The organism is Mesorhizobium sp. ArgA1 (assembly GCF_053714375.1).
On sequence record NZ_JBSKBQ010000001.1, the window covers coordinates 1,454,964 to 1,480,683 of the forward strand.

Consider the following 25,720-nt stretch of genomic DNA (forward strand, 5'->3'; position numbering starts at 1 on the left):
AAAAAGGCGCGGGCAAGGCCGCGCCTTTCGAACCTCATTGGACGGTCCGGATCACATCGTGTTGACGTCGAACTGCAAGCGCTTGGCCGAGTCGATCGACTTGTGAGCCTTGACCTGCTCCAGCACATCTTCCGGGAATGGCTTGTCGAGATAGAGTAGCGCAATCGCGTCGCCGCCCGGCCGGTTGCGGCCGAGCTGGAAGTTGGCGATGTTGACACCGTTTTCGCCGCACACCGTGCCGAGCAGGCCGATGATGCCGGGCGCGTCGGCATTGGTGGTGTAGAGCATGTGCTGGCCGACCTCGGCGTCGAGATTGATGCCCTTGATCTGGATGAAGCGTGGCTTGCCGTCGGAAAAGCAGGTGCCGGCGATCGAGCGCGTCTTGTGCTCGGTCTTGACCGTCAGCTTGATGTAGCCGTCGAACACGCCCGACTTGTCGCGCTTGACCTCCGCGACGATGATGCCGCGCTCCTTCACCATGATCGGCGCCGACACCATGTTGACGTCGGAGACCTGCGGCCGGATCAAGCCGGCAAGCGTGGCGCTGATCAGCGCCCGCGTGTTCATCGTCGCGGTCGAGCCGTCGAACAGGATCTCGACCTCAGTGATCGGGTCCTCGGTGACCTGGCCGACAAAGGCGCCGAGCACTTCGGCGAGCTTGACGAAGGGTTTTAGCCGCGGCGCTTCTTCCGCCGTGATCGAGGGCATGTTGATGGCGTTGGAAACCGCGCCTTTGATCAGGTAATCGGCCATCTGCTCGGCCACCTGCAGCGCGACATTTTCCTGCGCTTCCGCCGTCGAGGCGCCGAGATGCGGCGTCGCCACCACATTCTCCATGCCGAACAGTTCATTGTTCTCGGCCGGCTCCACCTCGAACACGTCGACGCCTGCGCCGGCCACCTTGCCGCTCTTCAGCGCCGCGACCAGATCGGCCTCGACGACCAGCCCGCCACGGGCGCAGTTGATGATGCGCACGCCGTTCTTCATCTTGGCGATCGCCGCCGCATCGATGATGTTGCACGTCTTGTCGGTCAGCGGCGTGTGCAGCGTGATGAAGTCGGCGCGGGCGAAAAGCTCGTCGAGTTCGACCTTGTCGACGCCAAGCTCCTCGGCACGCTTGTCCGACAGGAACGGGTCGAAGGCAACGACATGCATCTTCAAGCCGACGCCGCGCGTGGCGACGATCGAGCCGATATTGCCGCAGCCGATGACACCCAGCGTCTTGCCGGTGATCTCGACGCCCATGAAGCGGTTCTTTTCCCATTTGCCGGCATGGGTCGAGGCGTTGGCTTCGGGAATCTGGCGGGCAAGCGCGAAGATCATCGCGACAGCATGCTCGGCCGTGGTGATCGAATTGCCGAAAGGCGTGTTCATCACGATGATGCCCTTGCGGCTTGCCGCCGGGATGTCGACATTGTCGACACCGATGCCGGCGCGGCCGACGACTTTGAGCTTTGTCGCGGCATTGATCAGCTTTTCCGTGACCTTGGTCGCCGAACGGATGGCAAGGCCATCATACTGGTCGATCACTTCGAGCAGCTTTTCCTTGTCTTTGCCGAGATCGGGCAAATAGTCGACCTCGATGCCGCGATCCTTGAATATCTGCACGGCGGTGGTGGAGAGTTTATCCGAGACGAGAACGCGGGGCGCCATTGCGGCCTCCTTGAAATGGATTGTCGGGGAACTGGCGGCCCGCAGGCCGCCATGCAATCTCAGGCCGCGGCCTTCAGCGACGCCTTCTGCGTGGCGAAGGCCCAGTCGAGCCAGGGCAGCAGCGCTTCGAGATCGGATGTCTCGACAGTCGCGCCGCACCAGATGCGCAGGCCGGGCGGTGCGTCGCGATAAGAGCCGATATCGTAGGCGACGCCTTCCTTGTCGAGCACAGAGACGATCGCCTTCGCAAAAGCCGCCTGTCCGTCGGCATCGAGCGCCGCAACATCCGGGTCGGTGAAGGACAGACACACGGACGTGTTGGACCGCGTCGCCACATCGATTGCGAGATGGCCGAGCCATGAGGACTTGTCGACAAAACCGTCGAGGACAGCGGCATTGGCGTCCGCTCTGGCGATCAACGCGTCGAGACCGCCGATCGACTTCGCCCAGTCGAGCGCATCAAGATAGTCCTCGACGCACAACATCGACGGCGTGTTGATCGTCTCGCCCTTGAAGATGCCCTGGATCAGCTTGCCCCCCGACGTCAGCCGGAAGATTTTCGGCAACGGCCAGGCCGGCTTGTAGGTTTCAAGCCGCTCGACGGCGCGCGGGCTGAGGATCAGCATGCCGTGTGCGCCCTCGCCGCCCAGCACTTTCTGCCAGGAGAAGGTGACGACGTCCAGCTTCTGGAAATCGAGCCTTTGAGCGAAGGCGGCCGATGTCGCGTCGCAAATGGTCAACCCCTTGCGATCGGCTGGAATGAAATCGCCATTCGGCACGCGCACACCTGAGGTCGTGCCGTTCCAGGTGAAGACCACGTCGCGGTCAAAATCGATCTGGGTGAGATCCGGCAGCTCGCCATAGCCAGCTTCGATCTTTCTGATATCGGCGAGCTTCAGCTGCTTGACGACATCGGTCACCCAGCCGGAGCCAAAGCTTTCCCAGGCGACCATGTCGACGCCGCGCTCGCCGAGCAGAGACCACAGCGCCATCTCGACGGCGCCGGTGTCCGACGCCGGCACGATACCAATGCGGTAATCCGCTGGAACCTGTAGAATTTCCCGCGTCAGCTCGATCGCCTGTTCGAGCTTGGTCTTGCCGATCTTGGCGCGGTGCGAACGGCCGAGCGCAGCATTCTTCAGCGCCTCGACCGACCAGCCGGGACGTTTTGCGCAGGGACCAGAGGAGAAATTGGGATTTGCCGGACGGAGTCCGGGCTTCGTATGCGTCGTCATCGTGGTCTATCCTTCCAGATAGTGGCCCCTCGTTGGGGAGGGGTGGCCCACGGACGGCGATATGCGTTCAGCCCTCAGGCGTCAAGAGGAAAGTTTTTGTCGCTGACAAGATACAAGCAATCCGCGATCAGGATGTCGTGACTTCAAACGCAAACGGCGGATCGAAGAGATCCGCCGTTTGGCTTGGTGTCGACAACAGCTTACCAGAGGTCATAACGCAGCCCGAGCTTGACCTGATGATTGCTGATGCCCTTGCGGATCGGATAGGAGGTCAGGCTCTCGGCCGTGACATATTCAGCATCCGGCGCCGAAAAATACTGATAGCCGAGATCGACGGAGACATTCTTGGTGATCTGATACGCCAAGCCCGCATCCAGCGTATAGGCGAAGGCATACTGGGTCTTGTTGTCGCTCCGGACGAAATCATCGGTAGCGTCGAGATTGTCGGTGAAGTAACTCGCCGACAGCTTGTATTTGCTCCGGACCAACCCGATGCCGGCGCCCAGATAGGGCGTGATCCCGACATAAGTGCCAAGATCGACATAGCCATTGACCATCCCCGACAGGGAATAATTCTCCAGGGATGCCGACGCCACCGTTGCCGTGGCCGGCGGTATCACGATCGCGGTATCGTCGTAGTGGATGCCAACCTTGTTGCCCGGCAGATAGCCGAGATTGATATCGGCGCGCAGATAGTCGTTGAAATGATAGCCGAAGCCGATGCTGGCAAAGGCCGGATCCTGCTTTTCGCTGAAGCTTGCCGGCGCGAAGGTGAAATCCTGATCCTGGTAGCTCTTCTGCGCCAGATAGGAGACGTCGCCACGCAGATACCAGCCCGAGCCGACCTCGACCGGTTGATAGTCCGGCGCCTGATCGACATAGATCGGCGGATCGTAGTCTGCGGCCTGCGCCGGCGTCAGCGGAGCAAGCACGAATGCGGCAAGCGCCAGCGCTGTCAGCGGTTTGAAATTCATGGTCCCCGGCTCCTGAAATTGTCGCCCGTCGTTAATCGCGCGCACCGTTTCAGGAAGCATTGTTAACCATAGTGGTTAAGTGCGGGTTAAGGATAACGAGGGGTTACCGAATTGAATTCGAGGGGCTGTATTCAGCGCACGCAGCCGATGGAAATGCACCGCAATCGCCAAACGAAAACCGCCCGGCATAACCGGGCGGTTCGCGAATTCCAGGATTTCGAAGCGACTACTTGGTGTAGATCGGCTCCGGCTGGGGAACGTAGGGTTCCGGCGATGTGCAACCATTATTGCCGCCGAATTGATAGCGCAGACCGCCGCGTACCTCATGTGTGTTGATGCCATGGTCGAAGCCGGGCCCGGAACTGCTCACATCGAAGTCGAACATGCGGCCTCCCTCAATGTGAGAGTAGCGATAGCCGGCATCCAGGATCACTCTGTCGGTAAGGCAATAGGACGCGCCGGCCATGAGCGCGTAGGCAAAGCGCCAGTTCTTCGACCCGGGGTTGGTCTCGGTTGTGTTCGGGTCGTGGACGGCATCCCATTTGACGTGCGCGCCGCCGATGCCAGCGCCAACATAAGGCGTGAAGCCGTGCCAGGTGCCAATATCGTAATAGGCGTTGGCCAAGAGCAGCAATGCGCTCATTTTCGACACTTCGACCGATGTCGTAACACCATCGTTGGTTGATCCATTGAAGTCCGAAGCGAACCAATAGTCGGCTGTCAGGTCGGTACGGAAATGATCGTTGATCTTGTAGCCAATGCCGGCGCCGAGTGAGAAGCCGCCCTTAAGCTCGCCGGAATCGAAAACATTGCTGCCGGGAGGCGGCCCGTAGGTGATATAGTCGATGCCGCGCAAATCCGACTTATGATAGTCGATGTCGCCGCGGATGTACCAGCCGCCGAAATCGGCGGGCGGGTCATAAGCTACCGGCGGCGGTGCTTCCTCGACCACCGGCGGCTCCACCAGGTCGGCGGCGAATACCGGCCCGGCCACGCCTGCGAACAGCGCGGCAAGGAGAGCCATTTTTGCTGTATTGAACATGCTTCACCCCTGAGAACCGTCGGGAAGTCCAAACCCGCCCGAATATGATTGACCTCAGTTGTGGATAATGAATTGGAAAAGTTAAAAGGCGTTTAACCCTGTCGATTAACCACGAATTATCGACATTTTAGCAAACAGCTGCCGCCCGGCATGATGCTGGAACCGCCCTGGCGAAAACAAAAGGCCCGCCTGGAGGCGGGCCTTGAGGTCTTCGAGCCGGCAGTTCGCGCCTGCCGGTGGAGGCAACGCGATCAGGCGGCGCTGCGCGTTTCCGAAATGATGTCAACGATGTCGTTGACCACGGCTTCGACCAGTTGCGGGTCGTCGCCCTCGGCCATGACGCGGATCAGCGGCTCGGTGCCGGAGGGCCGGATGACCAGTCGCCCGGCCTTGCCGAGACGCTTGCGCGCATCTTCGATCGCGGCCTTGACGGGGGCTTCCTCGAGCGGCTTGCCGCCGGCGATGCGGACATTCTTCAACAGCTGCGGCACCGGCTCGAACTTCTTCGACAATTCGCTGACCGGCCGGTTCTGTCGCTTGATGCAGGCCAGCACCTGCAGAGCCGAGACCAGGCCATCGCCAGTGGTCGAGAAATCGGACAGCACGATGTGGCCCGATTGCTCGCCGCCGACATTCAACCCATGCGCACGCATGTGCTCGACGACATAACGATCGCCGACCTTGGTGCGGTGCAGCTGCAGCTTCATGTCGCCGAGGAAGCGTTCGAGGCCGAGATTGGACATCACCGTCGAGACGACGCCGCCGCCGGCGAGCCGCCCGCTCTGGTGCCAGGACTCGGCGATCAGCGCCATAATCTGGTCGCCATCGACGATCGTGCCGTTCTCATCGACGATGACGACACGGTCGGCGTCGCCGTCGAGCGCGATGCCGATATCGGCGCGCACTTCATGCACCTTCTTCTGCAGGCCGGCCGGATGGGTCGAGCCGCATTCCTTGTTGATATTGAAGCCGTTCGGCTCGACATTGATGGCAATGACCTCGGCGCCCAATTCCCAAAGGGCGGCGGGCGCCACCTTGTAGGCGGCGCCATTGGCGCAGTCGACGACGATCCTGAGACCCGACAGCGACATCGAGCGCGGCAAGGTGCGCTTGGCGAATTCGATGTAGCGGTCATGCACGCCGTCGACACGCTTGGCGCGGCCGAGCCCGTCGGAGTCGGCGAGCGCCAGTTCGATGTCCTTGTCGAGCATACTCTCGATGCGCTCCTCGATCTCGTCGGAGAGCTTGTAGCCGTCAGGCCCAAACAGCTTGATGCCATTATCGAAGTAGGGATTGTGCGAGGCCGAGATCATGACGCCGATATCGGCGCGCAACGAGCGCACCAGCATGGCGACCGCCGGCGTCGGGATCGGGCCGAGCAGGAACACGTCCATGCCGGCGGCACAAAGGCCAGCCACCATCGCATTCTCGATCATGTAGCCGGACAGCCGCGTGTCCTTGCCGAGCACGACGCGGTGGCGGTGGCTGCCGCGCTGGAACGACAGGCCGGCGGCCATGCCGACCCGCATCGCGATCTCAGCCGTCATCGGAAATTTGTTGGCGCGCCCGCGAATGCCGTCGGTGCCGAAATAACGTCCTGCCATGTTAGCCAGAATCCCCGTCGGTTTTTCAGCCGGCTTCTAATGCCACAATTGGCCGGGCCTTACGATCACATTGTGTGATTGTATATTACGAATTCTTAGAAAATCATTGTAGCAGGCTGTCAAGCAGTGTTCGGCAACGCCTCACGGTGACACGGTCTTGCCGCAATATACCGCTCACACTGGCCGTGCGACGCAGGTTCAGTAATCCTTTGCTGTTGAAGGCGGCAGATCGCAAGGATTCCATCACCTTATCGGGAGGACGCGCTTTCCGACGGTACCGGCGCCAGTTAGCATCTGGCGCAGCCTAGCGTTGAGAGCTATTGATTCGCGCAGGGACACCTTATGGGCGGCAGCCACGGGAGAAACGCCATGCTCATCCACCGACTTGCAACTTTGACGGGTCTTGCCGTCGCAACCTTGTTCATGGCGGCGCCCGCCAACGCGCTGACCATGGCCGAGTGCAGTACCAAGTATAATGCCGCCAAGGACGGCGGCACGCTGAACGGACAGACCTGGAACCAGTTCCGTAAAGCCGAATGCGGCACCGATGCAGCCGCCACGACCGAGACCGCCAAGCCGGCCAAGAAGGCGGCCGCTGCCAAGGCAGACACGAAGGCGGCCACCGCCGATCAGGCCAAGGGCCTGACGGCCAAGGAATGCAGCGCCAAGTATCAGGCCGCCAAGACTGCCGGCACGCTGAACGGCATGAAGTGGAACGACTTCCGCAAGACCGAATGCGCCGCCGGCGCCTCGGCCGCGGCAGAGCCCGCCAAGGCAACGACCAAGGCCGCCGCCGCGGCCGACGACGGAGCCAAGGGCCTTACGGCAAAAGAGTGCAGCACCAAGTACCAGGCGGCAAAGGCCGCTGGGACGCTGAACGGCATCAAGTGGAACGACTTCCGCAAGACCGAATGCGCCGCCGGCGCTTCGGCCATGGTTGAACCCGCCAAGGCAACGACCAAGGCATCTGCCGACAGCGGCAAGGGCCTGAGCATGGCCGATTGCAGCGCCAAGTATCAGGCGGCCAAGTCTGCCAACACGCTGGGCGGCAAGAAATGGAACGACTTCCGTAAGGCCGAATGCGGCGCAGGCGCTGATGACGACGACACCGTGCCGGCTCCGAGCGAGGCGACCTATACCAGCGAACCTGAAAAGCCCTCGATCACCGCTCCCAAAGGTGTGAAGTTCCCGACCGCGATCTCGAAGAAATACGCCAGCGAGACGCCGGCCAAGGGCCGTATGCACACCTGCCTCGAGATCTACTATGCCAACAAGGATGCCAACACGCTGAATGGCCTGCGCTGGATCCAGAAGGGCGGCGGCTTCTACAGCCTTTGCAATGCCAAGCTGAAGAGCTGATCGCGTTAGCCATATTCTCCAGACAAAGGCCCGCGCATCGCAACATGCGCGGGCCTTTTTTGTTGCGCGCGAAGACGCCCGGCTTTTCTCGCATCTGCATATCGCGGAAGCTGTCGGCATCATCAATTCGCCCACACTGCCCACCGCCAGACCTCGGTGGTTCGCAAAGATTCCGGTTGAACATATGCAGAACAAACAGTATACAAAAAGACATCGAGCTTTTGTCAACCAGGAGGGTCTTATGTCCAGATTGAAATTGGCGGCATTGATTGTGACGGCATTGCTTGCTTGGAGCGTCGCCCCTGCAAGCGCGCTGACGATGAAGGAATGCGGCGAGGCCTATCGCACAGCCAAGGAAGGCGGCACGCTGAACGGCATGGATTGGACCGCTTTCCGCACGGAGAAATGCGCGACGTCCGCCGCGGAGAATGCCAGCACGGATACGGTCAAAGCCGAGCCGCCGAAAGAGGAAGCCAGCGCGGCGGTCGTTCCCACTGTCGCCCCGGCGGGCGTGACATTCCCGACTATGCTGGCCGCTGAGTTCAAGACCGAAAAACCGGCGAAGGCACGGATGAAGACCTGCCTGCAGGGTTACCACGGCAACAAGGACGCAGGTACGTTGAACGGCCTACGCTGGATCCAGAAGGGCGGCGGCTATTACAGCCTGTGCAATGCCAAGCTGAAGAGCTGATCGCATCAACTGAACATCGAAGGCCCGCGAACCGCAAGGTTCGCGGGCCTTCTGTTGGAAGCGTGATGTTGCCAGCTTCAGACGACCTTCTTTGACAGTTGAAGAAGCTCGACCAGGCTGGAAAGATCCGCGTTGGCTTTGCCTGCCGCCACGCCACGCCTCATCAGATCTTGCATCGGCAAGATCAACTCGGTGCTGACATCAGCCGACCTGCTCGTGTCGATCAGATTGACAAAGGCATCAGCCTGCATGCCGAGACCGGAGACGACATTGCTGGTGTGGTCGCCCGCATCGATTTGCTCTGCCCATTTCGGCAAGCCACCTTGCATCGCGTGCAGCCATGACATCAGCAGCGGCATGAATTCCCCGGCGGGGATTCCGGCGGCTCCCGTCATCGCCAGTGCCTGCAACACGCCCGCGAACAGCCCGTACATGCCGGCCAGAAGCGAGATATCGTAGAGTGGTGCGAGGCCAGCATCTTCTCCGAGATATCTGCTGGTGCCGAGCGCATCGAGTTGTCCCGCGTGAGCGTCGTAGGCTTGCCTGGAGCCGCTATACAGTATCAAGGCATGCCGCCCGCCGATCATCGGCGGCACCGCCATGATGCCGCCATCGATATAGTCGGCGCCGTGCCCGACCACCCAGTCGGACATCGCCCGCGCCTGCTCGGGCGTGCCGTTGGTGAGGTTGACCACTGTGCGACCCGACAGCGCTAGCTGCGCCGGAGCCAGCATTTCATGGACCGTGTCGTAGACGAGCAGGCACACCACGATCAGCTTGCTCGACCTGACGGCGTCCTCAACGCTCACGGCAACGACCGCGCCTCTGGCCGCCAAAGCCTCCGCCTTTGCCGAAGAGCGGTTCCACACCGTCACCCCATGACCCTTGTCGAGGAAGGCTCCGGCAAGAGCCGTGCCCATGGCGCCAAGGCCGATTACTGCAATATCGCTCATCTTGTAACTCCGTCGTTTCAGATTGGGCCGGATCACACCGGCAAGGGGCTCAAGGCCTGCCCAAGGCCGCCATCGACAGTCAGCCGGGCGCCTGTGGTGAAGGTTGCATCGAAAGCCAGGAACAGGACTGCACGCGCCACTTCCTCCATCGTGCCGTGGCGCTTCATCGGGGTAACCGCGTCGCCGATCGCCATGAAGGCCGCCCGCTCCTGGGCCGAGGCATCGGCCACGCCCATCGTCGGTGTGTCGATGAAGCCGGGGCTGACCACATTCACGCGAATCCGGCGCGGCAGAAGTTCGGCGGCCAGGACCTTGGCGAAAGCGCGAAGTGCCGCCTTTGATCCGGAATAGACGCTCATGCCGCCGGTGCCGGATTCGTCGGCGATCGACGAGGTGAAGACGATGGCGCCACCATCCCTGATGAGGGGCAGCAGGCGCTGCACGATGAAGAAAGCGCCTTTAGCATTGATGTTGAAGGTGCGGTCGTAACTGTCCTCGGTGACCCGCTCCAGAGGTTCGAGATTAGCCACCCCGGCATTGACGTGAAGGAAGTCGATCTGGCCGAGCTTCTGCCCCACTTCAGCACCGAGCGTGACGATATCGGCCATGTCGCTGATATCGGACCGCACGATATGAGCTCGCGAAAACAGCTTTCTGCGGGCGGCCTCGATGTTGCGTTGGTCGCGGCCGGTGACCAGAACTTCGGCGCCGTCTTCGATCAGGGCTTCGGCAACGGCGAGGCCCATGCCGTGCGTCCCGCCGATGACCACCGCCTTCTTGTTTGCGTATCGTGTCATGATCCATTCCCTTTTTGACAAAATCAGGCCGCCGACGGCCTTTGCAGGCCGAAGCGAGATACCGATATGATGTTGTGGTGTTCGCCGATGCCGGCGAGCTGGTTTGAAGCTATGGACCGGCTTGGTTTTTCTCAAGTACCGACAAAAACGTAAGCTACCCACCGATTGCTCAGAATTGGATGAAACATGGGAAAGAAACAGCCAGATAGTTGCGGATTGGGGCCGGCGCTGGAAGTTATCAGCGGAAAATGGAAGGCATTACTGCTCTGGCAGATTCACAAGGCGCCGGCACGATTCGGTGAACTGAAACGACTGGTGCCTGAGATCAGCGAAAAGATGCTGATCCAGCAGCTGCGCGAAATGGAGGCTGACGGCATCGTTCACCGCGAGATATTCCCCGAGGTGCCGCCGAGGGTCGAATACTCGATTACCGAATTCGGCATCGAGCTGGACAATGCCCTGGTCCCGCTGGCCAGATGGGGCAAGCAACATGCTGGCCGGACTGATGGTGCGCGCCCCGGCAAAACAAGTGCAACTGAACGGCTTGCTCTTTGATAAGCCCTGGACAGCAAAACGCCGCGGATTGAAGCCGCGGCGTTTTGCTGGATTGAGTGATTTCAGCTCAGCTCGAAGGCTGAGGCTCCATGCCGCCTTCGGGCTCCGGGCCCTTCTTGCGGCGGCCGGACTTCGGCACGGCTGAACCGCGGCTCGGAGGAGTATCATCCCCAAGATCTCGTGCCGGCTTCTGCCCGGCGATCAGCTGCTTGATCTCCTCGCCCGAGAGCGTCTCGTATTCGAGCAGGCCCTGCGCCAGAGCGATCCATTCCTTCTTCTTCTTGGTCAGGATCGCCTTGGCGGTTGAATAGGCGTCGTCGATCAGGCGCCGCACTTCGGCGTCGATGATCTGCGCGGTCTCTTCCGAGATATTCTGCGTCCGCGCCACCGAATGGCCGAGGAAGACCTCCTCCTGGTTGTCGCCATAGGCGACATGGCCGAGCTTGTCGGAAAAGCCCCAGCGCGTGACCATGGCGCGTGCCAGCTTGGTCGCCTGCTCGATGTCGGAGGACGCGCCCGAAGTGATGTTCTCCTTGCCGAACTTGAACTCCTCGGCGACGCGGCCGCCCATCATGATGGCAAGCCGCGAGACCATGTACTTGTAGCTCATCGAATAACGGTCGCCTTCCGGCAGCTGCATGACCATGCCGAGCGCGCGGCCGCGCGGGATGATGGTCGCCTTGTGCAGCGGATCGGCGGACGGCACGTTGAGCGCGAGGATGGCGTGGCCGGCTTCGTGGTAAGCGGTGAGCTCCTTCTCGGCCTGGGTCATTGCCGACGAGCGGCGCTCGGCGCCCATCATGATCTTGTCCTTGGCGTCCTCGAATTCGGCCATGGTGACGAGGCGCTTGTTGCGGCGCGCCGCCATCAGGGCGGATTCGTTGACCAGGTTCATCAGATCGGCGCCGGAGAACCCCGGCGTTCCACGCGCGACCACCTTGAGGTCGACATTGGGCGCCAGCGGCACGTTGCGCACATGCACCTTGAGGATCTTCTCGCGGCCGACGATGTCGGGGTTCGGCACCACCACCTGGCGGTCGAAGCGGCCCGGACGCAACAGCGCCGGATCGAGCACGTCGGGCCGGTTGGTGGCAGCGATCAGGATGATGCTCTCGTTGGATTCGAAGCCGTCCATCTCGACCAGCAGCTGGTTCAGCGTCTGCTCGCGCTCATCATTGCCGCCGCCGAGGCCGGCGCCACGATGGCGGCCGACGGCGTCGATTTCGTCGATGAAGATGATGCAGGGGGCATTCTTCTTGGCCTGGTCGAACATGTCGCGGACACGGGACGCGCCGACGCCGACGAACATCTCGACGAAGTCCGAACCCGAAATGGTGAAGAAGGGCACATTGGCTTCGCCGGCGACCGAACGGGCGAGCAGCGTCTTGCCGGTGCCGGGGGGGCCGACGAGCAGCACACCGCGCGGGATCTTGCCGCCCAGGCGCTGGAACTTCTGCGGATCGCGCAGGAACTCGACGATCTCTTCCAGATCTTCCTTTGCCTCGTCGACGCCGGCGACATCCTGGAAGGTGACACGGCCATGCGCCTCGGTCAGAAGCTTGGCCTTCGACTTGCCGAAGCCCATGGCGCGCCCGGAACCGGACTGCATCTGGCGCATGAAGAATATCCACACGCCGAGGATCAGGATCATCGGCAAGTAGGAGATGAGATAGCTGAACAACGAGGTGGATCCGTCCGATTCAGGACGCGCATTGATGACGACGTTCTTGTCCTGAAGCCGCGAGACTAGCTGCGGATCGCCGGGCGAATAGGTCTGAAAGCCATTGGCGTTGTCGGTGTAGGTGCCCATGATGCGGTCGCCGGCGATGGTCACCGTCTTGACCCGGCCGGCCGCGACCTCCTGCAGGAACTGCGAGTAGGGAACGTCGGTCGATGCTCCGCGCGTCTGCGGCGTCTGGAACAGATTGAAGAGAGCGATGAGCAGGACCGCTATGATCGCCCAGAGCGCGAGGTTGCGATAATTCGGATTCATCAATTGTCCCGTTGGCACCCGATGGGGCACGCGTATGAGAGGAAACTTGGGCCTAACATAGGGAGAGCGCCTCCCCTTGCCAAGCATAACAGCACGTCTGGGTTAAGCTTTCGCGCCACCATCAACCGGCACTGTGGCGGCTGGAAGGCAAGGCCGGGACGGGCGGCGCGCCGGTCAGTTCGGCGACGGCCCCGGCCAGCACCAGATCGAAGCAAGGCAGGAAGCGTGCAAAAGGTGCGACGGCTGGGCTGACCGCAATTGCCGGCGCCGCCGTTGCATCCCCTGCAAAGCCAAGGCATTCGCCGCCACGCCAGAGCGCCGCTTCCGCAGCCAAAGCGGCGCGAACAAGGCTTGCTGGCGCGCCACTCCCGGCAATCCGTTTGGCGGCGGCAGCCGCGCCGAGCGGCGCGATCAACAATGCACCAGAACTGTCGCCCAATGTGATCGCCTCTGCCTCGGTGACCCGCCTGCGACCGTCCCAGAGTCCCGCCGCCAACGGAGCGGCAGGCGGCAGGTCGCGCGATTCACGGTACAGGAAGATGCTGGTGCGCCTGGTGTCGGCGACCGTCCGCGACAATGTGGCGCAAAGCGGTCCGGCCCGCATTTGCTCGAGCAGCGCTTCGCTACGCACCTGGTCCGGCAACAAGGCGACGCCGCCGGTCGCTGCCAGCACAACACGCAGCCCATAAACCGCTGCGCGCGTGTCTTCGGCTCTGACAAAACCGGGATCGAGACGGATGAGACCCTTCGCCGGCCGGCTGGCAAATTCACCGATCAGCGCGGCGGCGCGGCGGCCGAGTTGCTCGCGCTCGGCGGCGGCCCGCCTGGCCAGGCCGATCGCCTCGGCAAAACGCTGCCCGCTCCGGTCTTCGCCGAGCACGGCACGAATGCGCGGCCGTTCGAAATGCGCATCGATGTTGGTCGGGTCCTCCGCCCAGCCGACATGTTCGCGCCGAAGGAAGGCGCGCAATGCCGCGCGCCGTACGCCAAGCAGAGGCCGCGCGATCCAGATCCGCCAATCATAGAGGGTGGCCGGCGCCATGCCGGCGAGGCCTCGGCCTACCGTTTCACCAAGCTCGTGGCCATCATTCCGCGCGGCTCGCATCAGAACGGTCTCGGCCTGGTCGTCGGCGGTGTGGCCGGTCACGACCACACCGATGCCATGCGCCTGCGCGGCCTCGGCCAGCAACCGGTAGCGTGCCTCGCGCGCGGCTGCGGGCAGGCCGGTCGACGGCTTGGCTTCGGTCCAGCTGACTGTGCGGTGCACGATACCGCGTTCGGCGCAAAGCTTTGCAACGGCGCGTGCTTCCGCCGCTGCTTCCGGACGCAGACCGTGGTCGATCGTCACCGCCAGCAGCCTGGCTGTCGGGGCGATGCGGTCGAGATGAGCTTTGAGGAGAAGAAGGAGGGCGGTGGAGTCGCTGCCGCCGGACACGGCCGCTACGGCGCCGTTGGAAAAGTCGATCGTTGAAAAATCCGAAAAGTCAGGCTCGGTATCGAGCATCAGTGCATGTCGCCCAAAAGGGGTCCCCGGATACCGACATGCGAGGGGAAGACTAGCACGCCGCCAGCGCTCTTTCCTGTTTGACGCGTTCCTTGAGCGCGGCCGAAATATCGGGATAGCGCTTGCCGATCTCGCCGAAGGTGGCGCAGGCGACATCCTTCTGCTTGAGGCCGACCAGCGACACGCCGAGCTTCAGGAGCATGTCAGGCGCCTTCTTGGCCTTCGGATAGTCCTTGCTGGCAGAAAGGAAAACCTCGGCCGCGTCATGATATTTCTGCTGGCCAAGCAGGGATTCGCCTAGCCAGTAATGCGCGTCCGCCGCCTTGGCGTCCTTGGGGAAGCGGGCAATGTGGTCGCGAAAACCCTGCTCGGCGGTGCTGTAATCGCCCGACAGGATGAACTGGTAGGAGTTGCGGTAGATCTCTTCCGGATTGTTGGTGGCAGGCAACGCCGCCACCACCGTGCCGTCGGATTTGCCGGCCTTGGGTCCGGTCGCCGGCGCCTCGGCGGCGGGAGCCGCACCTTCCGTCGGCGCGGTCGCCTGCGTGCTGCCGCCGGCATCGACCACATTGCCGTTCTTGTCGACGGTGATGGTACCGAACGTCTTTGGCGGGGTGCCGGTGATCACCTTGCCGGGATCGCCGGTCTGCGATTCGACGATGACTTCACCGACGCTCTGGCCGCCATCCGATTGTGCACCCGAATCGGCCGGCGCCTGCGTTGCCGGGGCCTCGGCAACGCTGTTGTCGGTATTGCCATCCTGCGGCGCCGCCTCTGATTTCTTCTGCGCCGGCGGCTGCCCGCTGGAGCCGCCTTCCAACTGCTGGAAGCGGAACTCGTTGTCTTCCTGCTGCTTGCGCATCTGCTCCTGCATCTGCAGGACCTGGAAATTGAGTTCCTCGATCTTGCCGTTCATCTGCCGCAACTGTTCTTCGAGGCTGGCGGCAGTGGTGCCGTCCTGCTGCTGCGCGATCTGTTGCTGCTCCGGCTTCTCTTTCTTGCCAAAAATGCCGAGCGTCGGCAGATGGAAGGAAAAGCCGCTATCCGCGGGTTGTCCGGTGCCGCTCGCAGTAGCCGCGAAGCCTGATACGAGCAGCAGCGCAAGCGTGCCGCTCAAGACCGATCTGAAATGCATGTGCCTCTCGCCGTGTAATTCGTGAGCCTGTTCGCGCCTTCCAATCACTGTGGAACCAGCCGGGCGCCCTCGGCTCATAGCAGGAGGCGAGACTTCGGCCAAATTTTGTTTCCAAATTTTGTTTCCGGGACCAGAACTGAAAAAGGCGGCCATTGGCCGCCTTTCGCATGGAGGTGTTGCAATTTTGCGACTAAGGCGCCGCAGTCTTGCGTATCAGGAGCCGGCGCCGGAGAGCGTGGTGACCGCGCGACGATTCTGCGACCAGCAGGAGATGTCGTCACAAACCGCGACCGGGCGCTCCTTGCCGTAGGAAATCGTCTTCAGGCGGCTTGCCGAAACGCCCCTGGCGACCAGGAAGTCGCGGGTGGCGGCGGCGCGGCGGGCGCCGAGCGCCAGATTGTATTCACGCGTGCCGCGTTCGTCGGCATGGCCTTCGACGACGATGGCGTACTGCTTGTACTGGTTGAGCCACTGCGCCTGGCGCGACAGCGTCGTCTGCGCATCGGCACGGATCGCGGTCGAGTCCGTGTCGAAGAAGATGCGGTCGCCGATGTTGACGGTAAAGTCCTGCGCCGAGCCAGGCGTTGCCGCACCCGCGCCATTGAGGCCGAGATCGGCAGCGTTGTTGGGGGTTTTCTTCGAGGCGCAACCGGTGATGGCGAGCATCGCGATCAGGGCGATCATCGCCGGGTTTCTGGTAAGTGCTGCAATACGGCCCATGCCGCCTCTCCTTCGTATTTCGAGTGATTTCGTTGATCACCCAGTAACCACGTTTGGGTTAACCGGCATTCAAGAAACACGGTTAAAATTTGGTTTCGGCACCCGTCCGCAGCCGAAATAACTGATGCCACAATGGTCGCGGACCGTAGGCGGAAATGCGGCCAAAAGGCGACTTTGGCGTGAAAAAAGCCCCAAAACGGGGCTTTTGACATGGTGTTGCCGAGTTGCAACGAGCGAGCGATGGCCCGGTCGAAACTTGGTTACTCCAGCAACGGCGACCACGCCGGGTCGGACGCAAAGTTTGCGGTCGGGATCGGCTGCTCGTTGCGGCCGGTGAGATCGACGGAAACCAGTTTTGGGCCACCGGCTGAGTCGCGGAAGAACATCAGCACGCGGCCGTTGGGCGCCCAGGTCGGTCCCTCCTGCTGGAAGCCGGAAGAGAGAATGCGCTCGCCAGAGCCGTCGGTCTTCATGACGCCGATCTGGAATTCGCCGCCGGTCTGCTTGGTAAAGGCGACGAGGTCGCCGCGTGGCGACCACACCGGCGTCGAATAGACGCCGTCGCCGAAGGAAATGCGGGTCTGGCCGGAACCGTCGGCGCCCATCACATAGATCTGCGCGCGGCCGCCGCGGTCGGAAGTGAACACCACCTTGCTGCCGTCGGGCGAATAAGACGGCGAGGTATCAATGGCGGTCGAGTTAGTCAGCCTGGTCGTGGAGCGACTGCGCAGGTCCATGGCGAAGATGTTGGAATTACCGTCATCGCGCAGCAGGCTCATGATCACCTTCTGACCATCAGGCGAAAAGCGCGGCGCAAAGGTCATGCCGGGAAAGTTGCCGACCAGTTCGCGTTGACCGGTCTCGATTTGCAGCAAATAGACCCGCGGCTGACCGCTTTCGTACGACATATAGGTGATTTCCTGCCGGTTCGGCGAGAAACGCGGCGTCAGCACGATCGAGCGGCCGTCCGAGAGATAACGGACGTCGGCGCCGTCCTGGTCCATGATGGCGAGCCGCTTCTTGCGCGCATTCTTGGCGCCGGATTCGTCGATGAAGACGACGCGTGTGTCGAAATAGCCTTTCTCTCCGGTCAACCGCTCATAGATGGCGTCGGCGATAATGTGAGCGACGCGCCTGGTGTTGGCGTCGTTGGCGAAGAACTGCTCGCCGGACATCTGCTGCCCGGCAAAAGTGTCCCACAGCCGGTACTGGGCGCGGATGCGGCCGTCCGCCTCCTTGCCGACGCTGCCGGTCACCAGCGCCTGCGCGTTGATCACCTTCCAGTCGTCGAAGCGGGGCTGCGCATCGGGATTGGCGATCTTCTCGATGAAGGCGCTCTTGTCTATCGGTGCGAACAGGCCGGAACGTTTCAGATCGGCGCTGACGATATCGGATATCTGAGCGCCAATCTCACCTTGAAAATCGGTGATCGCGATCGGCAGCGGCTCGACATTGCCCTTGTTTACGTTGATCTCGACGAGTGCTCGCGCCGGCAAGGTGGCAACGGCAGTCATGCCCAGCGCCATGGCTGCAACCGTCAGGAGCGGCTTGAGGATGGATTTCATGTCTTCTCGCTTCTCTTAACTTTTGTGGACGCTGGGCCTAGAGCCCAAGCATCTCTCTGGGATCGAAAGTGACCCGAACCTGGGCCCAGATATCCTGCTTGCCGGCAGGAAGTTGCAGGCCAGCCATGTTTGCTTTCTGGACGGCACGCACCGCACTCTCGTCGAACTGTTGGTTTCCGCTCGATTTTTCAACGGTCGGACGCCCGTCGAGCTTGCCGGAGGCATCGAGATTGAACACGATCACGGCAACGAAGTTTTCCGAGCCCTCGAGCCCTGCCGGAAGGGTCCAAGCATTGCCGAGCTGATCCGACAAGGCGCCCATTTCGCTTTGCGACAGCTTCTGGCCCTGGTCCTTAGCTCCGCCGAGCGACGCCTGCTGCGTCGAGCGCTTGGCGCCGCCACCGGATGGCTTCTGCTTGTCGAGCAAAGCCGAAATCTCGTCGGCGTTGAACTGCTTGTCATCCGATTTCGGCTTGGAGGAGGCTTCCTTGACCGGCTTGTCTGCGTCCTTGCGGTCCGGCGCCTTGGCGCTTTCGGCCTGTACCGGCTGCGGCTTCGGCCGCGCCTCGGGCGCGGGCGCAGAGTCCGGAAGCTGCGCCTCCTCCGGAGGCTGCTGTTCCGATATGGCCTCGGCGACCGCGTCGGGCTTGACCTCAGGCTTCGGCTCGATGGCGGCGGTCGTGTCCGGCTGTGGCGCTGGCGCCGGCTCCTTCGCCGGGATGGGCTTCGGTTCCACCTGCTTGACCGGCTCGGGCTTGACCTCTTCCTTCGGCTGCGGCGTTGGCGCCACTTCCGTTGCCGGTGTCGGCTTCGGCTCTTCCTTCGGTTTCGGCGTGTCCTCGGTCTTCGGCTTTTCTGTCGGCGTCGGCGCGGGGGCAGCCGTCGCTGTCTTCTCGACCGGCTTCGGCTTGGCCTCGTCCGTCACCGACGCGTCGGTGTCCGTGCTGTTCTCACCCACCTTTTGCGCATCGGGCACGATATCAGGACGCTTGGTCGGTGTGGGCGCAGGCTTTTCGTGCATCACCGCCTTCTTGTCGCCCTGCAGGGTCTGCGCAACGGCTTCCGTCGGTATGATTTCGACCGACACCGATTGGGCATCGGACGCAGGCATGGCCGGTGGCGACGACAGCGTGAACAGGCCGAAGGCCAGCGCCGCCGTGTGCAATATCACCGATGTGGTGAGGCCGGTCCTCATCTCAGATCTACCGATCCTGTTGCTGCAGTGTAAGCAGGCCGATATTCTTGTAGCCGGCCGCCTGGATCAGACCCATCACCACCATCGCGGCGCCATAGTTGGTGGTCTTGTCGCCGCGGATGAAGATGCGCTCTTCATAGCCGGTCTTGGAAATCGCCTGCAGCTTGGCGACCAGTTCGTCCTGCGCAATCTCGGTCTCCTGCAGGAAAATCTTGCCCGTGCCGTCGATCGTAATCGTGATCGGCTGGGTATCGGCGTTCATCGCGCTGGCCTTCGTCTCCGGCAGGTCGACCGGCACGCCGGACGTCATCATCGGCGCAGCGACCATAAAAATGATCAGCAGCACCAGCATCACGTCGACCATCGGCGTGACGTTGATTTCCGACATCAATCCATGGTGACGGCCGCGCCGCCTGTGGCCGCGCCCGCCGCGCCCCGAGATGCCTACCGACATGCCCATCTTGCTGCTCCTCAGGCCTTCGGCGCGACTTTTTCATCAATTTGGCGCGAGAGTATGGCGGAGAACTCATCCGAGAACCCTTCCATGCGCACCGCGATCTTGTTCGCGTCCGACGACAGCTTGTTGTAGGCGATGACCGCCGGTATGGCCGCGAGCAGGCCGATGGCCGTCGCCAGCAACGCCTCGGCAATACCGGGTGCAACCACCGCCAGGCTGGTGTTCTTGGAACCGGCAATGGCCTGGAACGAGGTCATGATGCCGATGACGGTGCCGAACAGGCCGATGAAGGGTGCCGCCGAACCGGTGGTGGCGAGGAAGCCGAGCCGTCCCTCCAGCCGCTCCATCTCGCGCGTCAGCGCCAGGTCCATGGCCTTGTCGATACGGGTCTGCAGGCCGAGCGGCGACTTGGCGCCCTTCTCGAAGCTCTTCTTCCATTCGCGCATGGCGGCGACGAAGATCGCGCCCATGCCAGTGGTCTTGCGATCGGCGAGGGTGCGATAAAGCTCCTCCAGCGACTGTCCCGACCAGAACACCTGCTCGAAGCGATTGAGCGCCAACCGCATGCGCGCATAGCTGACCAGCTTGTCGACGATGATCGCCCAGGTCCAGATCGAAGCGCAGAGCAGACCGATCATGACCAGCTTGACCACCCAGCCGGCCTCGGTGAACAGCGTCCAGATCGACAAATGCGCTGCCGGGTCGGCGAGTGCGATATTTTCCATCGTTCAAGTCCTTAAAGATTTTCCGGGCATCGCTGGCGGCTGGCCCATGGGCATCCCTTGTGGTCCGTTTCGCGCTAGGCTTGCGGATTAACCCCAAAATGCACCGTTGGCGGCCTTTTCGGGGCAAATATTGGTGAAAGGAAGGCGCGCGGATTCTTCCAATCTTCACCAGTCTCTTCATGAACCGTTATGGTTAAGGATGGGTTAGGAAATATGGCGCGGCGCATTGCCGCGCCCAGCGCATCGGCAAGCGATGTCGTGCCGTAAAAATCAGACGCGCTTCGGCCGGCCCCTCGTCGCAGGCCGGCGTGCCGGATAATCAGCCTGCCCTTGGCATGAAGGCAGCGATCCATTCCTTCGGGAAGCGTTTCGGCCTGCCGTTCTCGCCGATGATCGCCGCCTCGACCTTTGCCTCGACCAGCACCTCTGCGCGGCGCTTCAGCTGCTGCGCCATGACGATGCGGGCGCCGGAAATGTCCTGCGTCGACGTGTCGATGGTCAGGATATCGTCCATGCGGGCGGGCGAACGAAAATCGATCTCCATGCGCCGCACCACCCAGACGATGCGTTCGCCATGCTTGCCTTCATGGAGTTCAGTGTGGTGGACGCCGGCGAGCCTGAGATAGTCGGAGCGGCCACGCTCGAAGAATTCAAGATAGCGCGCGTGGTAGACGACGCCGGAGAAGTCGGTGTCGGCATAATAGACCCGCGCCATCAGCCGGTGGCCGAATTCCGTCAGCGCGCCGGAAAGCCCGGCAGTGAGTGCCGCCGATTCACCATGATCGTCCATCGCGCTTTCCTTTTTGCCCCCGGCGGGGCACCTGTCTTGCCAAAATCACCAGCGCAGCAAACCGGATGGCACTGTTGACGGCGATGATCAAGACCTTGATGGCGGCGCTGCTGGTGCTGGCGGCGTCTGCGCTGCCCGGCCACACCGCAAGCTTTTCGATGAAGCGCGGCCTCAACCTCGACCAGTGGACGACCTGGGTCGGGGAAGACAAATGGAACGATCCCAAGGCCATCCTGCCCTATCCGGAATGGCGCAAGTTCCTCAACGAGGATGACCTCAAGACGCTGAAGGCCGCCGGCTTCGACTTCCTGCGCATGCCGGTCGATCCTTCGCCGTTTATGTCGGACCAGACGCTGGCGCTGCGCGACGACCTTTATGCCAGCGTGCGGGACTCGGCACGCATGATCAATCGGGCCGGCCTGAAAGTGATCGTCGACATGCACCTCATCCCGGCTGGTGGTGGCCGCCAGATCGGCATGGGCCAGGTGATGGACGATCCCGCCACCTTCGACGCCTATGTCGAGGTCATCCGCAAAATGGCGCGCACGCTTGGTACCGAGGACCCTACGCAGGTCGCTTTCGAGCCGATGAACGAACCGATCGTCGACTGCGACAGCGATGGCACCAGCCTCTGGCCGGAGCGTCAGCAGAAGCTGTTCGCGGCCGCGCGCGCCTCGGCCACCAGGCTGACGCTTATCCTCACCGGCGCCTGCTATTCCAACGCGGCCTCGCTGGTCAGGATCGACCCGAAGTCGATCCCCGACGACAACATCATCTGGACCTTCCACTCCTACGACCCGTTCCTGCTGACACATCAGGGCGCCACCTGGGCCGGCGACTTCATCCCCTATGTCACCGGCCTGCCCTATCCGCTGACTGCGGTACCGCGTGCCGAACTCGATGCAACGCTGGATGCGATCCGCGCCAAGATGAGGGCTGAGGCGCCGTGGACCAGGCGAAACGGCCTGCTCGCCTATCTCGACGAGCAGGTGGCCAGCATGGACACGAACGAAAAGTTGCTCGGCGTCATGGATGCGCCGTTCGAAAAAGTCGAGGCGTGGGCGAAGGCCAACGCCATCAAGCCGGAAAATATCACGCTCGGCGAATTCGGCATGATCCGCCAGGAATATGGCAACCCCTATGTGATGCCGCCGCAATACCGCGCCGCCTATGTCAAGGACATGATCGCGCGTGCCGAGGCACACGGCTTCTCATGGTCGGTGTGGAGTTTTGGCGGGGCCTTCGGCATCGTCGACGCCTTCAACGGCGAGAAGGCCGAACCTGCTGTGATGGATGCGATCCGGTCGCTCCATTAGCAGTTAGCCGAGGTCTATCTGCAGGATTTCCGGGCGCATACCGAACCGCACCGGTGCGATGCTGAAGCCGAGCCCGCCTGATACAATCAGGTTGCGGTCGTTCTCGACGACATGGCCATAAGCGAAACGATTGCCGAAGCGGGACGGCACCACCGGCGAATAGCCGAACAGCCTGACCTGTCCGCCATGGGTGTGGCCCGACAGCGTCAGCGAAACCCGCCAAGGCACTTTCGGAAAAATGTCAGGCTCGTGTGCGAGGAGGATGACGGGCGCCTGGTCGGTGATCTTGGCCAGCGTGCCGTCGAGATCGTCCAGGCCCTTGCCACGGCTCCGGCCCCAGGCCTGGCCGGGGAGCAATGCCAACTGATCCGCAAGACCGGCAAGCCAGAAGCCGTGCCCGTCCTTTTCCAGGCGCACGACATCGTTTTCCAGCACCGGAATGCCGACGGCCTCCAGCGCCTTGCGTGAAATCGTCGGTCCGGCGCCGGCCCTTTGGGCGGTACGGTCTTCCCACCAGTCATGGTTGCCGAGGATCGACCAGACGCCGAGCGGCGCCTCGAGGCCAGAAAGTGCCGGCGCCCACTCCGACGCATCCACCCAGCCCGTCACCAGGCGTGTACCGGCCGGATAGTCGCCAAGCATAAGGATCACATCCGGCTTGAGGGCATTCGCCTCGGCGGCGAGCGAAGCGATCCGCTCCGGCGTCATCCAGGGGCGGCACGCATGAATGTCGGAAAGCACCGCGACCCGCAGCTTCAGACCCGCCGGCCAATGCGGCGGCGTCAGCTGATAGCGCTTCACATGGGTCAACAGCATCGGCTCGATGCCAACCGCATAGGCGCTCAGCGAAGCAAATGAGAGGAACGAACCCCCGACGAATTTCAGGAACCCGCGTCTGGTGATCACTTTCCTGGCTCCGGCGCTTGATCGGAGCGGTCCGCGCCGACATTGCGACGCTCCATAAAATCCAGGAATGCGCCTTCACGCTGGCGGAGCTTAGGAGATTCTGCGCAGACAAACCGTTGCGAAGAACAAATCTCCGTTACTCTTCCTGGAACAGGTTGATCTGCTGCTGTGCCAGGTCCTTCGGCGCATCGAGGCCGAGATGGCGCCAGGCGTTGGCGGTCAGCACCCGGCCGCGCGGCGTCCGCTGGATGAAGCCCTGCTGGATCAAATAGGGCTCGATGATGTCCTCGATGGCGTCGCGCGGCTCGGACAGGCCGGCGGCGATGGTCTCGATACCGACCGGGCCGCCGCCGAAATTGCGGGCGATCATCGAGAGGTAGCGGCGGTCGAGCGCATCGAGGCCGAGCGCGTCGACCTCAAGCCGCGTCAGGGCTTCGTCGGCAATCTGCTTGTCGACATGACCGTCGCCGGCAACGGACGCGAAATCGCGCACGCGGCGCAGCAGCCGGCCGGCGATGCGCGGCGTGCCGCGGGCGCGGCGCGCGATCTCCAGCGCGCCATCGTCGCCGAGCGGCATTTGCAGGATACGTGCGCCGCGGCGCACGATCTGCTCCAGTTCCTCGACCGAATAGAAATTTAGCCTGACCGGAATGCCGAAACGGTCGCGCAGCGGGTTGGTCAACAGACCGAGCCGCGTGGTGGCGGCGACCAGCGTGAAGCGGGCAAGGTCGATCTTGACAGAGCGCGCCGCCGGTCCCTCGCCGATGATCAGGTCGAGCTGGAAATCCTCCATCGCCGGATAGAGGATTTCCTCCACAGCCGGATTGAGCCGGTGGATCTCGTCGATGAACAGCACGTCGCGGTCTTCAAGATTGGTCAAGAGAGCCGCGAGATCGCCGGCCTTGGCGATGACCGGGCCAGAGGTCGAACGGAAATTGACGCCCAGCTCGCGCGCCATGATCTGCGCCAGCGTCGTCTTGCCGAGCCCCGGCGGGCCGACGAACAGCACATGGTCGAGCGCCTCGCTGCGGCCCTTGGCGGCCTCGATGAAGACTTTGAGATTGGCCCGCACCGCCGCCTGTCCGACGAAATCGGCGAGCGTCTGCGGCCGCAACGTCTGCTCGGCATCCTCGCCGTGCTTTTCCGGCGTAATGAGGCGGGGTGAAAGACTCATGCCGCCTTCCTCGCACAGGGCAAAGTACGGGACAAGCAACCGCTCACCGCGCCAGTTCCTTCAGCCCGAAACGAATGAGCTTCGAGGCATCCGCATCTTCGCCGGCCGTCTTTAGCGCCGCCGCCACCGCGTTGGCTGCCGTGTCGCGCGAATAGCCGAGATTGACCAGCGCCGAGACGGCGTCGGTGATCGGCGCCGGCGCCACGCCCTCGCCGAGCTCCTGCTTGAGGCCGATCGTGCCGGAGGCGGTTCCGGCATAGGCCGGCGCCTTGTTCTTCAATTCGGTGACGATCCGCTCGGCCACCTTCTTGCCGACGCCCGGCGCACGGCTGACCATGGCGATGTCGCGCAGCGCGATGGCATTGGCGAGGTCGGCCGGCGCCAGCGTCGACAGGATGGCCAGCGCCACCTTGGCGCCGACGCCTTGCACATTGTTCATCAAGAGCCGGAACCATTCGCGCTCCAGCACCGACTGAAAGCCATAAAGCCGGATCATGTCCTCGCGCACATAGGTCTCGATGAACAGCACCACCGCCTCGCCCGGCGGAGGCAGCGAAGCCAGCGTACGCGCCGAGCAATAGGCGACATAGCCGACGCCATGCACGTCGACGAGACAGAAATCCTCGTCGACCTCGTCCAGCGAGCCCTTGAGCTTGCCGATCATGCCAGATCTTTCATCGAGGACTTCATGAATGGGTTTCCGGAGAGATGATGTCGAGGTCGGGAAAATAGCTGCGGTAGCGCGCGGCGTCGCGGGTCAAAAGCCGATGACCGGCAACGGTCGCATGAGCACCGATGAAGAAGTCAGGCAAAGTGCGCTCCCGCACGCCGCCGGCCCGGCGATAACGGGAATGGGTGACGCCGGCGAGAAATGCCGCCTCCCAAGGTAGAGATTCCCGATCCATCTCGAGCATATCGACTGCCTTTCGAAGCGCGGTCTCCGTCGCTATCAGCGGCGCAAGCTCGGACCAGACAATCGTGTTGACCACCAATGCCCCATCGCGACGGCAGGAAACGATCGCCGACGCCGACCATTTTGTATTGGGTCCAGCCGGTCCCCAGACGTCGATGAGAACATTGGTGTCAATCAACGTCGAGTTCTTCACGCGGCCCCCTTAACCACTCCATATATTCGTCGGTGCTCATACCGCCCAGATCCAGGGATCCCTCCATCCGGTCAAGCAACTCGCTGAACCTGCGGGAAACCTCCTCTTCCGACAGGTTTTCGTTGACCGCTACAAGACGAGCACCTTCGTCCGTCGCCACGAATTCCACCTCGGAACCCGGCCCGATGCCTAGATGGTCCCGTATCTGCTTTGGGATTGTGACTTGCCCCTTGGTGGTGACGCGCATGGTAATACCTCTGAGGTATTACTT

The 25,720-nt window shown here is 62.4% G+C and carries 25 protein-coding genes; 4 read left to right on the forward strand and 21 right to left on the reverse strand.

From position 1 onward, the window contains the following. Nucleotides 1-51: 51 nt before the first annotated feature. From serA to glmM, 5 genes are all read right to left on the reverse strand, one after another. On the reverse strand, nucleotides 52-1,653 hold the full coding sequence (gene serA, locus ACWGTI_RS07155; protein ID WP_454586407.1) for a phosphoglycerate dehydrogenase: 1,602 nt from the start codon (nucleotides 1,651-1,653) through the stop codon (nucleotides 52-54). Nucleotides 1,654-1,712: 59 nt separating this feature from the next. After that, entirely contained in the window at nucleotides 1,713-2,888 is a 1,176-nt protein-coding gene (locus ACWGTI_RS07160) for a phosphoserine transaminase (protein WP_454586408.1), read from the reverse strand. Nucleotides 2,889-3,088: 200 nt separating this feature from the next. Continuing rightward, entirely contained in the window at nucleotides 3,089-3,862 is a 774-nt protein-coding gene (locus ACWGTI_RS07165; RefSeq protein ID WP_454586409.1) for an outer membrane protein, read from the reverse strand. Nucleotides 3,863-4,088: 226 nt separating this feature from the next. Continuing rightward, the gene (locus ACWGTI_RS07170) at nucleotides 4,089-4,904 is read right to left on the reverse strand and encodes an outer membrane protein (RefSeq protein ID WP_454586410.1); all 816 of its coding nucleotides are present in this window, start codon (nucleotides 4,902-4,904) and stop codon (nucleotides 4,089-4,091) included. A 251-nt stretch (nucleotides 4,905-5,155) separates the two neighbouring features. Next, on the reverse strand, nucleotides 5,156-6,508 hold the full coding sequence (gene glmM, locus ACWGTI_RS07175) for a phosphoglucosamine mutase (RefSeq protein ID WP_454586411.1): 1,353 nt from the start codon (nucleotides 6,506-6,508) through the stop codon (nucleotides 5,156-5,158). Between the two features lie 705 nt (nucleotides 6,509-7,213). On the opposite strand from glmM, the gene ACWGTI_RS07180 reads away from it, so the two are divergent. Beyond that, entirely contained in the window at nucleotides 7,214-7,867 is a 654-nt protein-coding gene (locus ACWGTI_RS07180; RefSeq protein WP_454586494.1) for a hypothetical protein, read from the forward strand. A 241-nt stretch (nucleotides 7,868-8,108) separates the two neighbouring features. Further along, entirely contained in the window at nucleotides 8,109-8,558 is a 450-nt protein-coding gene (locus tag ACWGTI_RS07185) for a hypothetical protein (protein WP_454586495.1), read from the forward strand. Between the two features lie 77 nt (nucleotides 8,559-8,635). Here ACWGTI_RS07185 and ACWGTI_RS07190 read toward each other — a convergent pair whose 3' ends face one another. Continuing rightward, the gene (locus tag ACWGTI_RS07190; RefSeq protein ID WP_454586412.1) at nucleotides 8,636-9,547 is read right to left on the reverse strand and encodes an NAD(P)-dependent oxidoreductase; all 912 of its coding nucleotides are present in this window, start codon (nucleotides 9,545-9,547) and stop codon (nucleotides 8,636-8,638) included. After that, entirely contained in the window at nucleotides 9,544-10,308 is a 765-nt protein-coding gene (locus ACWGTI_RS07195) for an SDR family oxidoreductase (RefSeq protein ID WP_454586413.1), read from the reverse strand. The genes ACWGTI_RS07190 and ACWGTI_RS07195 overlap by 4 nt, the downstream gene beginning before the upstream one ends. A gap of 186 nt (nucleotides 10,309-10,494) precedes the next feature. Here ACWGTI_RS07195 and ACWGTI_RS07200 point away from each other — a divergent pair, with 186 nt between their 5' ends. Continuing rightward, nucleotides 10,495-10,863 (forward strand): winged helix-turn-helix transcriptional regulator, encoded by a 369-nt coding sequence (locus tag ACWGTI_RS07200; protein WP_454586414.1) that lies wholly within the window; start codon nucleotides 10,495-10,497, stop codon nucleotides 10,861-10,863. A gap of 67 nt (nucleotides 10,864-10,930) precedes the next feature. Here ACWGTI_RS07200 and ftsH read toward each other — a convergent pair whose 3' ends face one another. The 9 genes from ftsH to ybgC form a co-directional block, all read right to left on the reverse strand. Then, entirely contained in the window at nucleotides 10,931-12,856 is a 1,926-nt protein-coding gene (ftsH, locus tag ACWGTI_RS07205; protein WP_454572996.1) for an ATP-dependent zinc metalloprotease FtsH, read from the reverse strand. 121 nt (nucleotides 12,857-12,977) lie between these two features. Next, a complete protein-coding gene (gene tilS / locus ACWGTI_RS07210) occupies nucleotides 12,978-14,360 on the reverse strand; it encodes a tRNA lysidine(34) synthetase TilS (RefSeq protein WP_454586415.1) in 1,383 nt (460 codons plus the stop codon). A gap of 52 nt (nucleotides 14,361-14,412) precedes the next feature. Continuing rightward, the gene (gene ybgF / locus ACWGTI_RS07215; protein WP_454586416.1) at nucleotides 14,413-15,495 is read right to left on the reverse strand and encodes a tol-pal system protein YbgF; all 1,083 of its coding nucleotides are present in this window, start codon (nucleotides 15,493-15,495) and stop codon (nucleotides 14,413-14,415) included. Nucleotides 15,496-15,708: 213 nt separating this feature from the next. Beyond that, entirely contained in the window at nucleotides 15,709-16,215 is a 507-nt protein-coding gene (gene pal, locus ACWGTI_RS07220) for a peptidoglycan-associated lipoprotein Pal (RefSeq protein WP_023684182.1), read from the reverse strand. 260 nt (nucleotides 16,216-16,475) lie between these two features. Beyond that, complete coding sequence (gene tolB / locus ACWGTI_RS07225) at nucleotides 16,476-17,780, reverse strand: Tol-Pal system beta propeller repeat protein TolB (RefSeq protein ID WP_454586417.1); 1,305 nt, start codon at nucleotides 17,778-17,780, stop codon at nucleotides 16,476-16,478. 37 nt (nucleotides 17,781-17,817) lie between these two features. Beyond that, complete coding sequence (locus ACWGTI_RS07230) at nucleotides 17,818-18,975, reverse strand: TonB family protein (RefSeq protein WP_454586418.1); 1,158 nt, start codon at nucleotides 18,973-18,975, stop codon at nucleotides 17,818-17,820. Nucleotides 18,976-18,982: 7 nt separating this feature from the next. Beyond that, a complete protein-coding gene (gene tolR / locus ACWGTI_RS07235; protein WP_454586419.1) occupies nucleotides 18,983-19,435 on the reverse strand; it encodes a protein TolR in 453 nt (150 codons plus the stop codon). Between the two features lie 11 nt (nucleotides 19,436-19,446). Continuing rightward, nucleotides 19,447-20,157, reverse strand: coding sequence for a protein TolQ (gene tolQ / locus ACWGTI_RS07240; protein ID WP_454586420.1), 711 nt, complete (start codon nucleotides 20,155-20,157; stop codon nucleotides 19,447-19,449). A 319-nt stretch (nucleotides 20,158-20,476) separates the two neighbouring features. Next, a complete protein-coding gene (gene ybgC, locus ACWGTI_RS07245; RefSeq protein ID WP_454586421.1) occupies nucleotides 20,477-20,947 on the reverse strand; it encodes a tol-pal system-associated acyl-CoA thioesterase in 471 nt (156 codons plus the stop codon). 65 nt (nucleotides 20,948-21,012) lie between these two features. Between ybgC and ACWGTI_RS07250 the strand changes: the two genes are divergently transcribed. After that, nucleotides 21,013-22,263, forward strand: a complete 1,251-nt coding sequence (locus tag ACWGTI_RS07250) for a glycoside hydrolase family 5 protein (protein ID WP_454586422.1) — start codon at nucleotides 21,013-21,015, stop codon at nucleotides 22,261-22,263. Nucleotides 22,264-22,266: 3 nt separating this feature from the next. Here the strand turns inward: ACWGTI_RS07250 and ACWGTI_RS07255 are convergent, their stop codons facing one another. From ACWGTI_RS07255 to ACWGTI_RS07275, 5 genes are all read right to left on the reverse strand, one after another. Next, the gene (locus ACWGTI_RS07255) at nucleotides 22,267-23,169 is read right to left on the reverse strand and encodes a metallophosphoesterase (protein ID WP_454586423.1); all 903 of its coding nucleotides are present in this window, start codon (nucleotides 23,167-23,169) and stop codon (nucleotides 22,267-22,269) included. A gap of 136 nt (nucleotides 23,170-23,305) precedes the next feature. After that, nucleotides 23,306-24,343 (reverse strand): Holliday junction branch migration DNA helicase RuvB, encoded by a 1,038-nt coding sequence (ruvB, locus tag ACWGTI_RS07260; protein WP_454586424.1) that lies wholly within the window; start codon nucleotides 24,341-24,343, stop codon nucleotides 23,306-23,308. A 43-nt stretch (nucleotides 24,344-24,386) separates the two neighbouring features. Continuing rightward, nucleotides 24,387-25,007 (reverse strand): Holliday junction branch migration protein RuvA, encoded by a 621-nt coding sequence (gene ruvA, locus ACWGTI_RS07265; RefSeq protein WP_454586425.1) that lies wholly within the window; start codon nucleotides 25,005-25,007, stop codon nucleotides 24,387-24,389. Between the two features lie 22 nt (nucleotides 25,008-25,029). Continuing rightward, a complete protein-coding gene (locus ACWGTI_RS07270) occupies nucleotides 25,030-25,449 on the reverse strand; it encodes a type II toxin-antitoxin system VapC family toxin (RefSeq protein ID WP_454586426.1) in 420 nt (139 codons plus the stop codon). Next, complete coding sequence (locus tag ACWGTI_RS07275) at nucleotides 25,427-25,696, reverse strand: AbrB/MazE/SpoVT family DNA-binding domain-containing protein (RefSeq protein ID WP_454572984.1); 270 nt, start codon at nucleotides 25,694-25,696, stop codon at nucleotides 25,427-25,429. The genes ACWGTI_RS07270 and ACWGTI_RS07275 overlap by 23 nt, the downstream gene beginning before the upstream one ends. Nucleotides 25,697-25,720: the final 24 nt, after the last annotated feature.

Coding starts and splice junctions, on each gene's coding strand:
- pal (WP_023684182.1), bottom strand. CDS start 16,215: ATGGGCCGTATTGCAGCACTTACCAGAAACCCGGCGATGATCGCCCTG.
- ACWGTI_RS07160 (WP_454586408.1), bottom strand. CDS start 2,888: ATGACGACGCATACGAAGCCCGGACTCCGTCCGGCAAATCCCAATTTC.
- tolQ (WP_454586420.1), bottom strand. CDS start 20,157: ATGGAAAATATCGCACTCGCCGACCCGGCAGCGCATTTGTCGATCTGG.
- ACWGTI_RS07165 (WP_454586409.1), bottom strand. CDS start 3,862: ATGAATTTCAAACCGCTGACAGCGCTGGCGCTTGCCGCATTCGTGCTT.
- ACWGTI_RS07185 (WP_454586495.1), top strand. CDS start 8,109: ATGTCCAGATTGAAATTGGCGGCATTGATTGTGACGGCATTGCTTGCT.
- tolR (WP_454586419.1), bottom strand. CDS start 19,435: ATGGGCATGTCGGTAGGCATCTCGGGGCGCGGCGGGCGCGGCCACAGG.
- ybgF (WP_454586416.1), bottom strand. CDS start 15,495: ATGCATTTCAGATCGGTCTTGAGCGGCACGCTTGCGCTGCTGCTCGTA.
- ACWGTI_RS07195 (WP_454586413.1), bottom strand. CDS start 10,308: ATGACACGATACGCAAACAAGAAGGCGGTGGTCATCGGCGGGACGCAC.
- ACWGTI_RS07250 (WP_454586422.1), top strand. CDS start 21,013: ATGGCACTGTTGACGGCGATGATCAAGACCTTGATGGCGGCGCTGCTG.
- ybgC (WP_454586421.1), bottom strand. CDS start 20,947: ATGGACGATCATGGTGAATCGGCGGCACTCACTGCCGGGCTTTCCGGC.
- ACWGTI_RS07180 (WP_454586494.1), top strand. CDS start 7,214: ATGAAGTGGAACGACTTCCGCAAGACCGAATGCGCCGCCGGCGCCTCG.
- serA (WP_454586407.1), bottom strand. CDS start 1,653: ATGGCGCCCCGCGTTCTCGTCTCGGATAAACTCTCCACCACCGCCGTG.
- glmM (WP_454586411.1), bottom strand. CDS start 6,508: ATGGCAGGACGTTATTTCGGCACCGACGGCATTCGCGGGCGCGCCAAC.
- ruvA (WP_454586425.1), bottom strand. CDS start 25,007: ATGATCGGCAAGCTCAAGGGCTCGCTGGACGAGGTCGACGAGGATTTC.
- ACWGTI_RS07200 (WP_454586414.1), top strand. CDS start 10,495: ATGGGAAAGAAACAGCCAGATAGTTGCGGATTGGGGCCGGCGCTGGAA.
- tilS (WP_454586415.1), bottom strand. CDS start 14,360: ATGCTCGATACCGAGCCTGACTTTTCGGATTTTTCAACGATCGACTTT.
- ACWGTI_RS07170 (WP_454586410.1), bottom strand. CDS start 4,904: ATGTTCAATACAGCAAAAATGGCTCTCCTTGCCGCGCTGTTCGCAGGC.
- ruvB (WP_454586424.1), bottom strand. CDS start 24,343: ATGAGTCTTTCACCCCGCCTCATTACGCCGGAAAAGCACGGCGAGGAT.
- ACWGTI_RS07230 (WP_454586418.1), bottom strand. CDS start 18,975: ATGAGGACCGGCCTCACCACATCGGTGATATTGCACACGGCGGCGCTG.
- ACWGTI_RS07275 (WP_454572984.1), bottom strand. CDS start 25,696: ATGCGCGTCACCACCAAGGGGCAAGTCACAATCCCAAAGCAGATACGG.
- ftsH (WP_454572996.1), bottom strand. CDS start 12,856: ATGAATCCGAATTATCGCAACCTCGCGCTCTGGGCGATCATAGCGGTC.
- tolB (WP_454586417.1), bottom strand. CDS start 17,780: ATGAAATCCATCCTCAAGCCGCTCCTGACGGTTGCAGCCATGGCGCTG.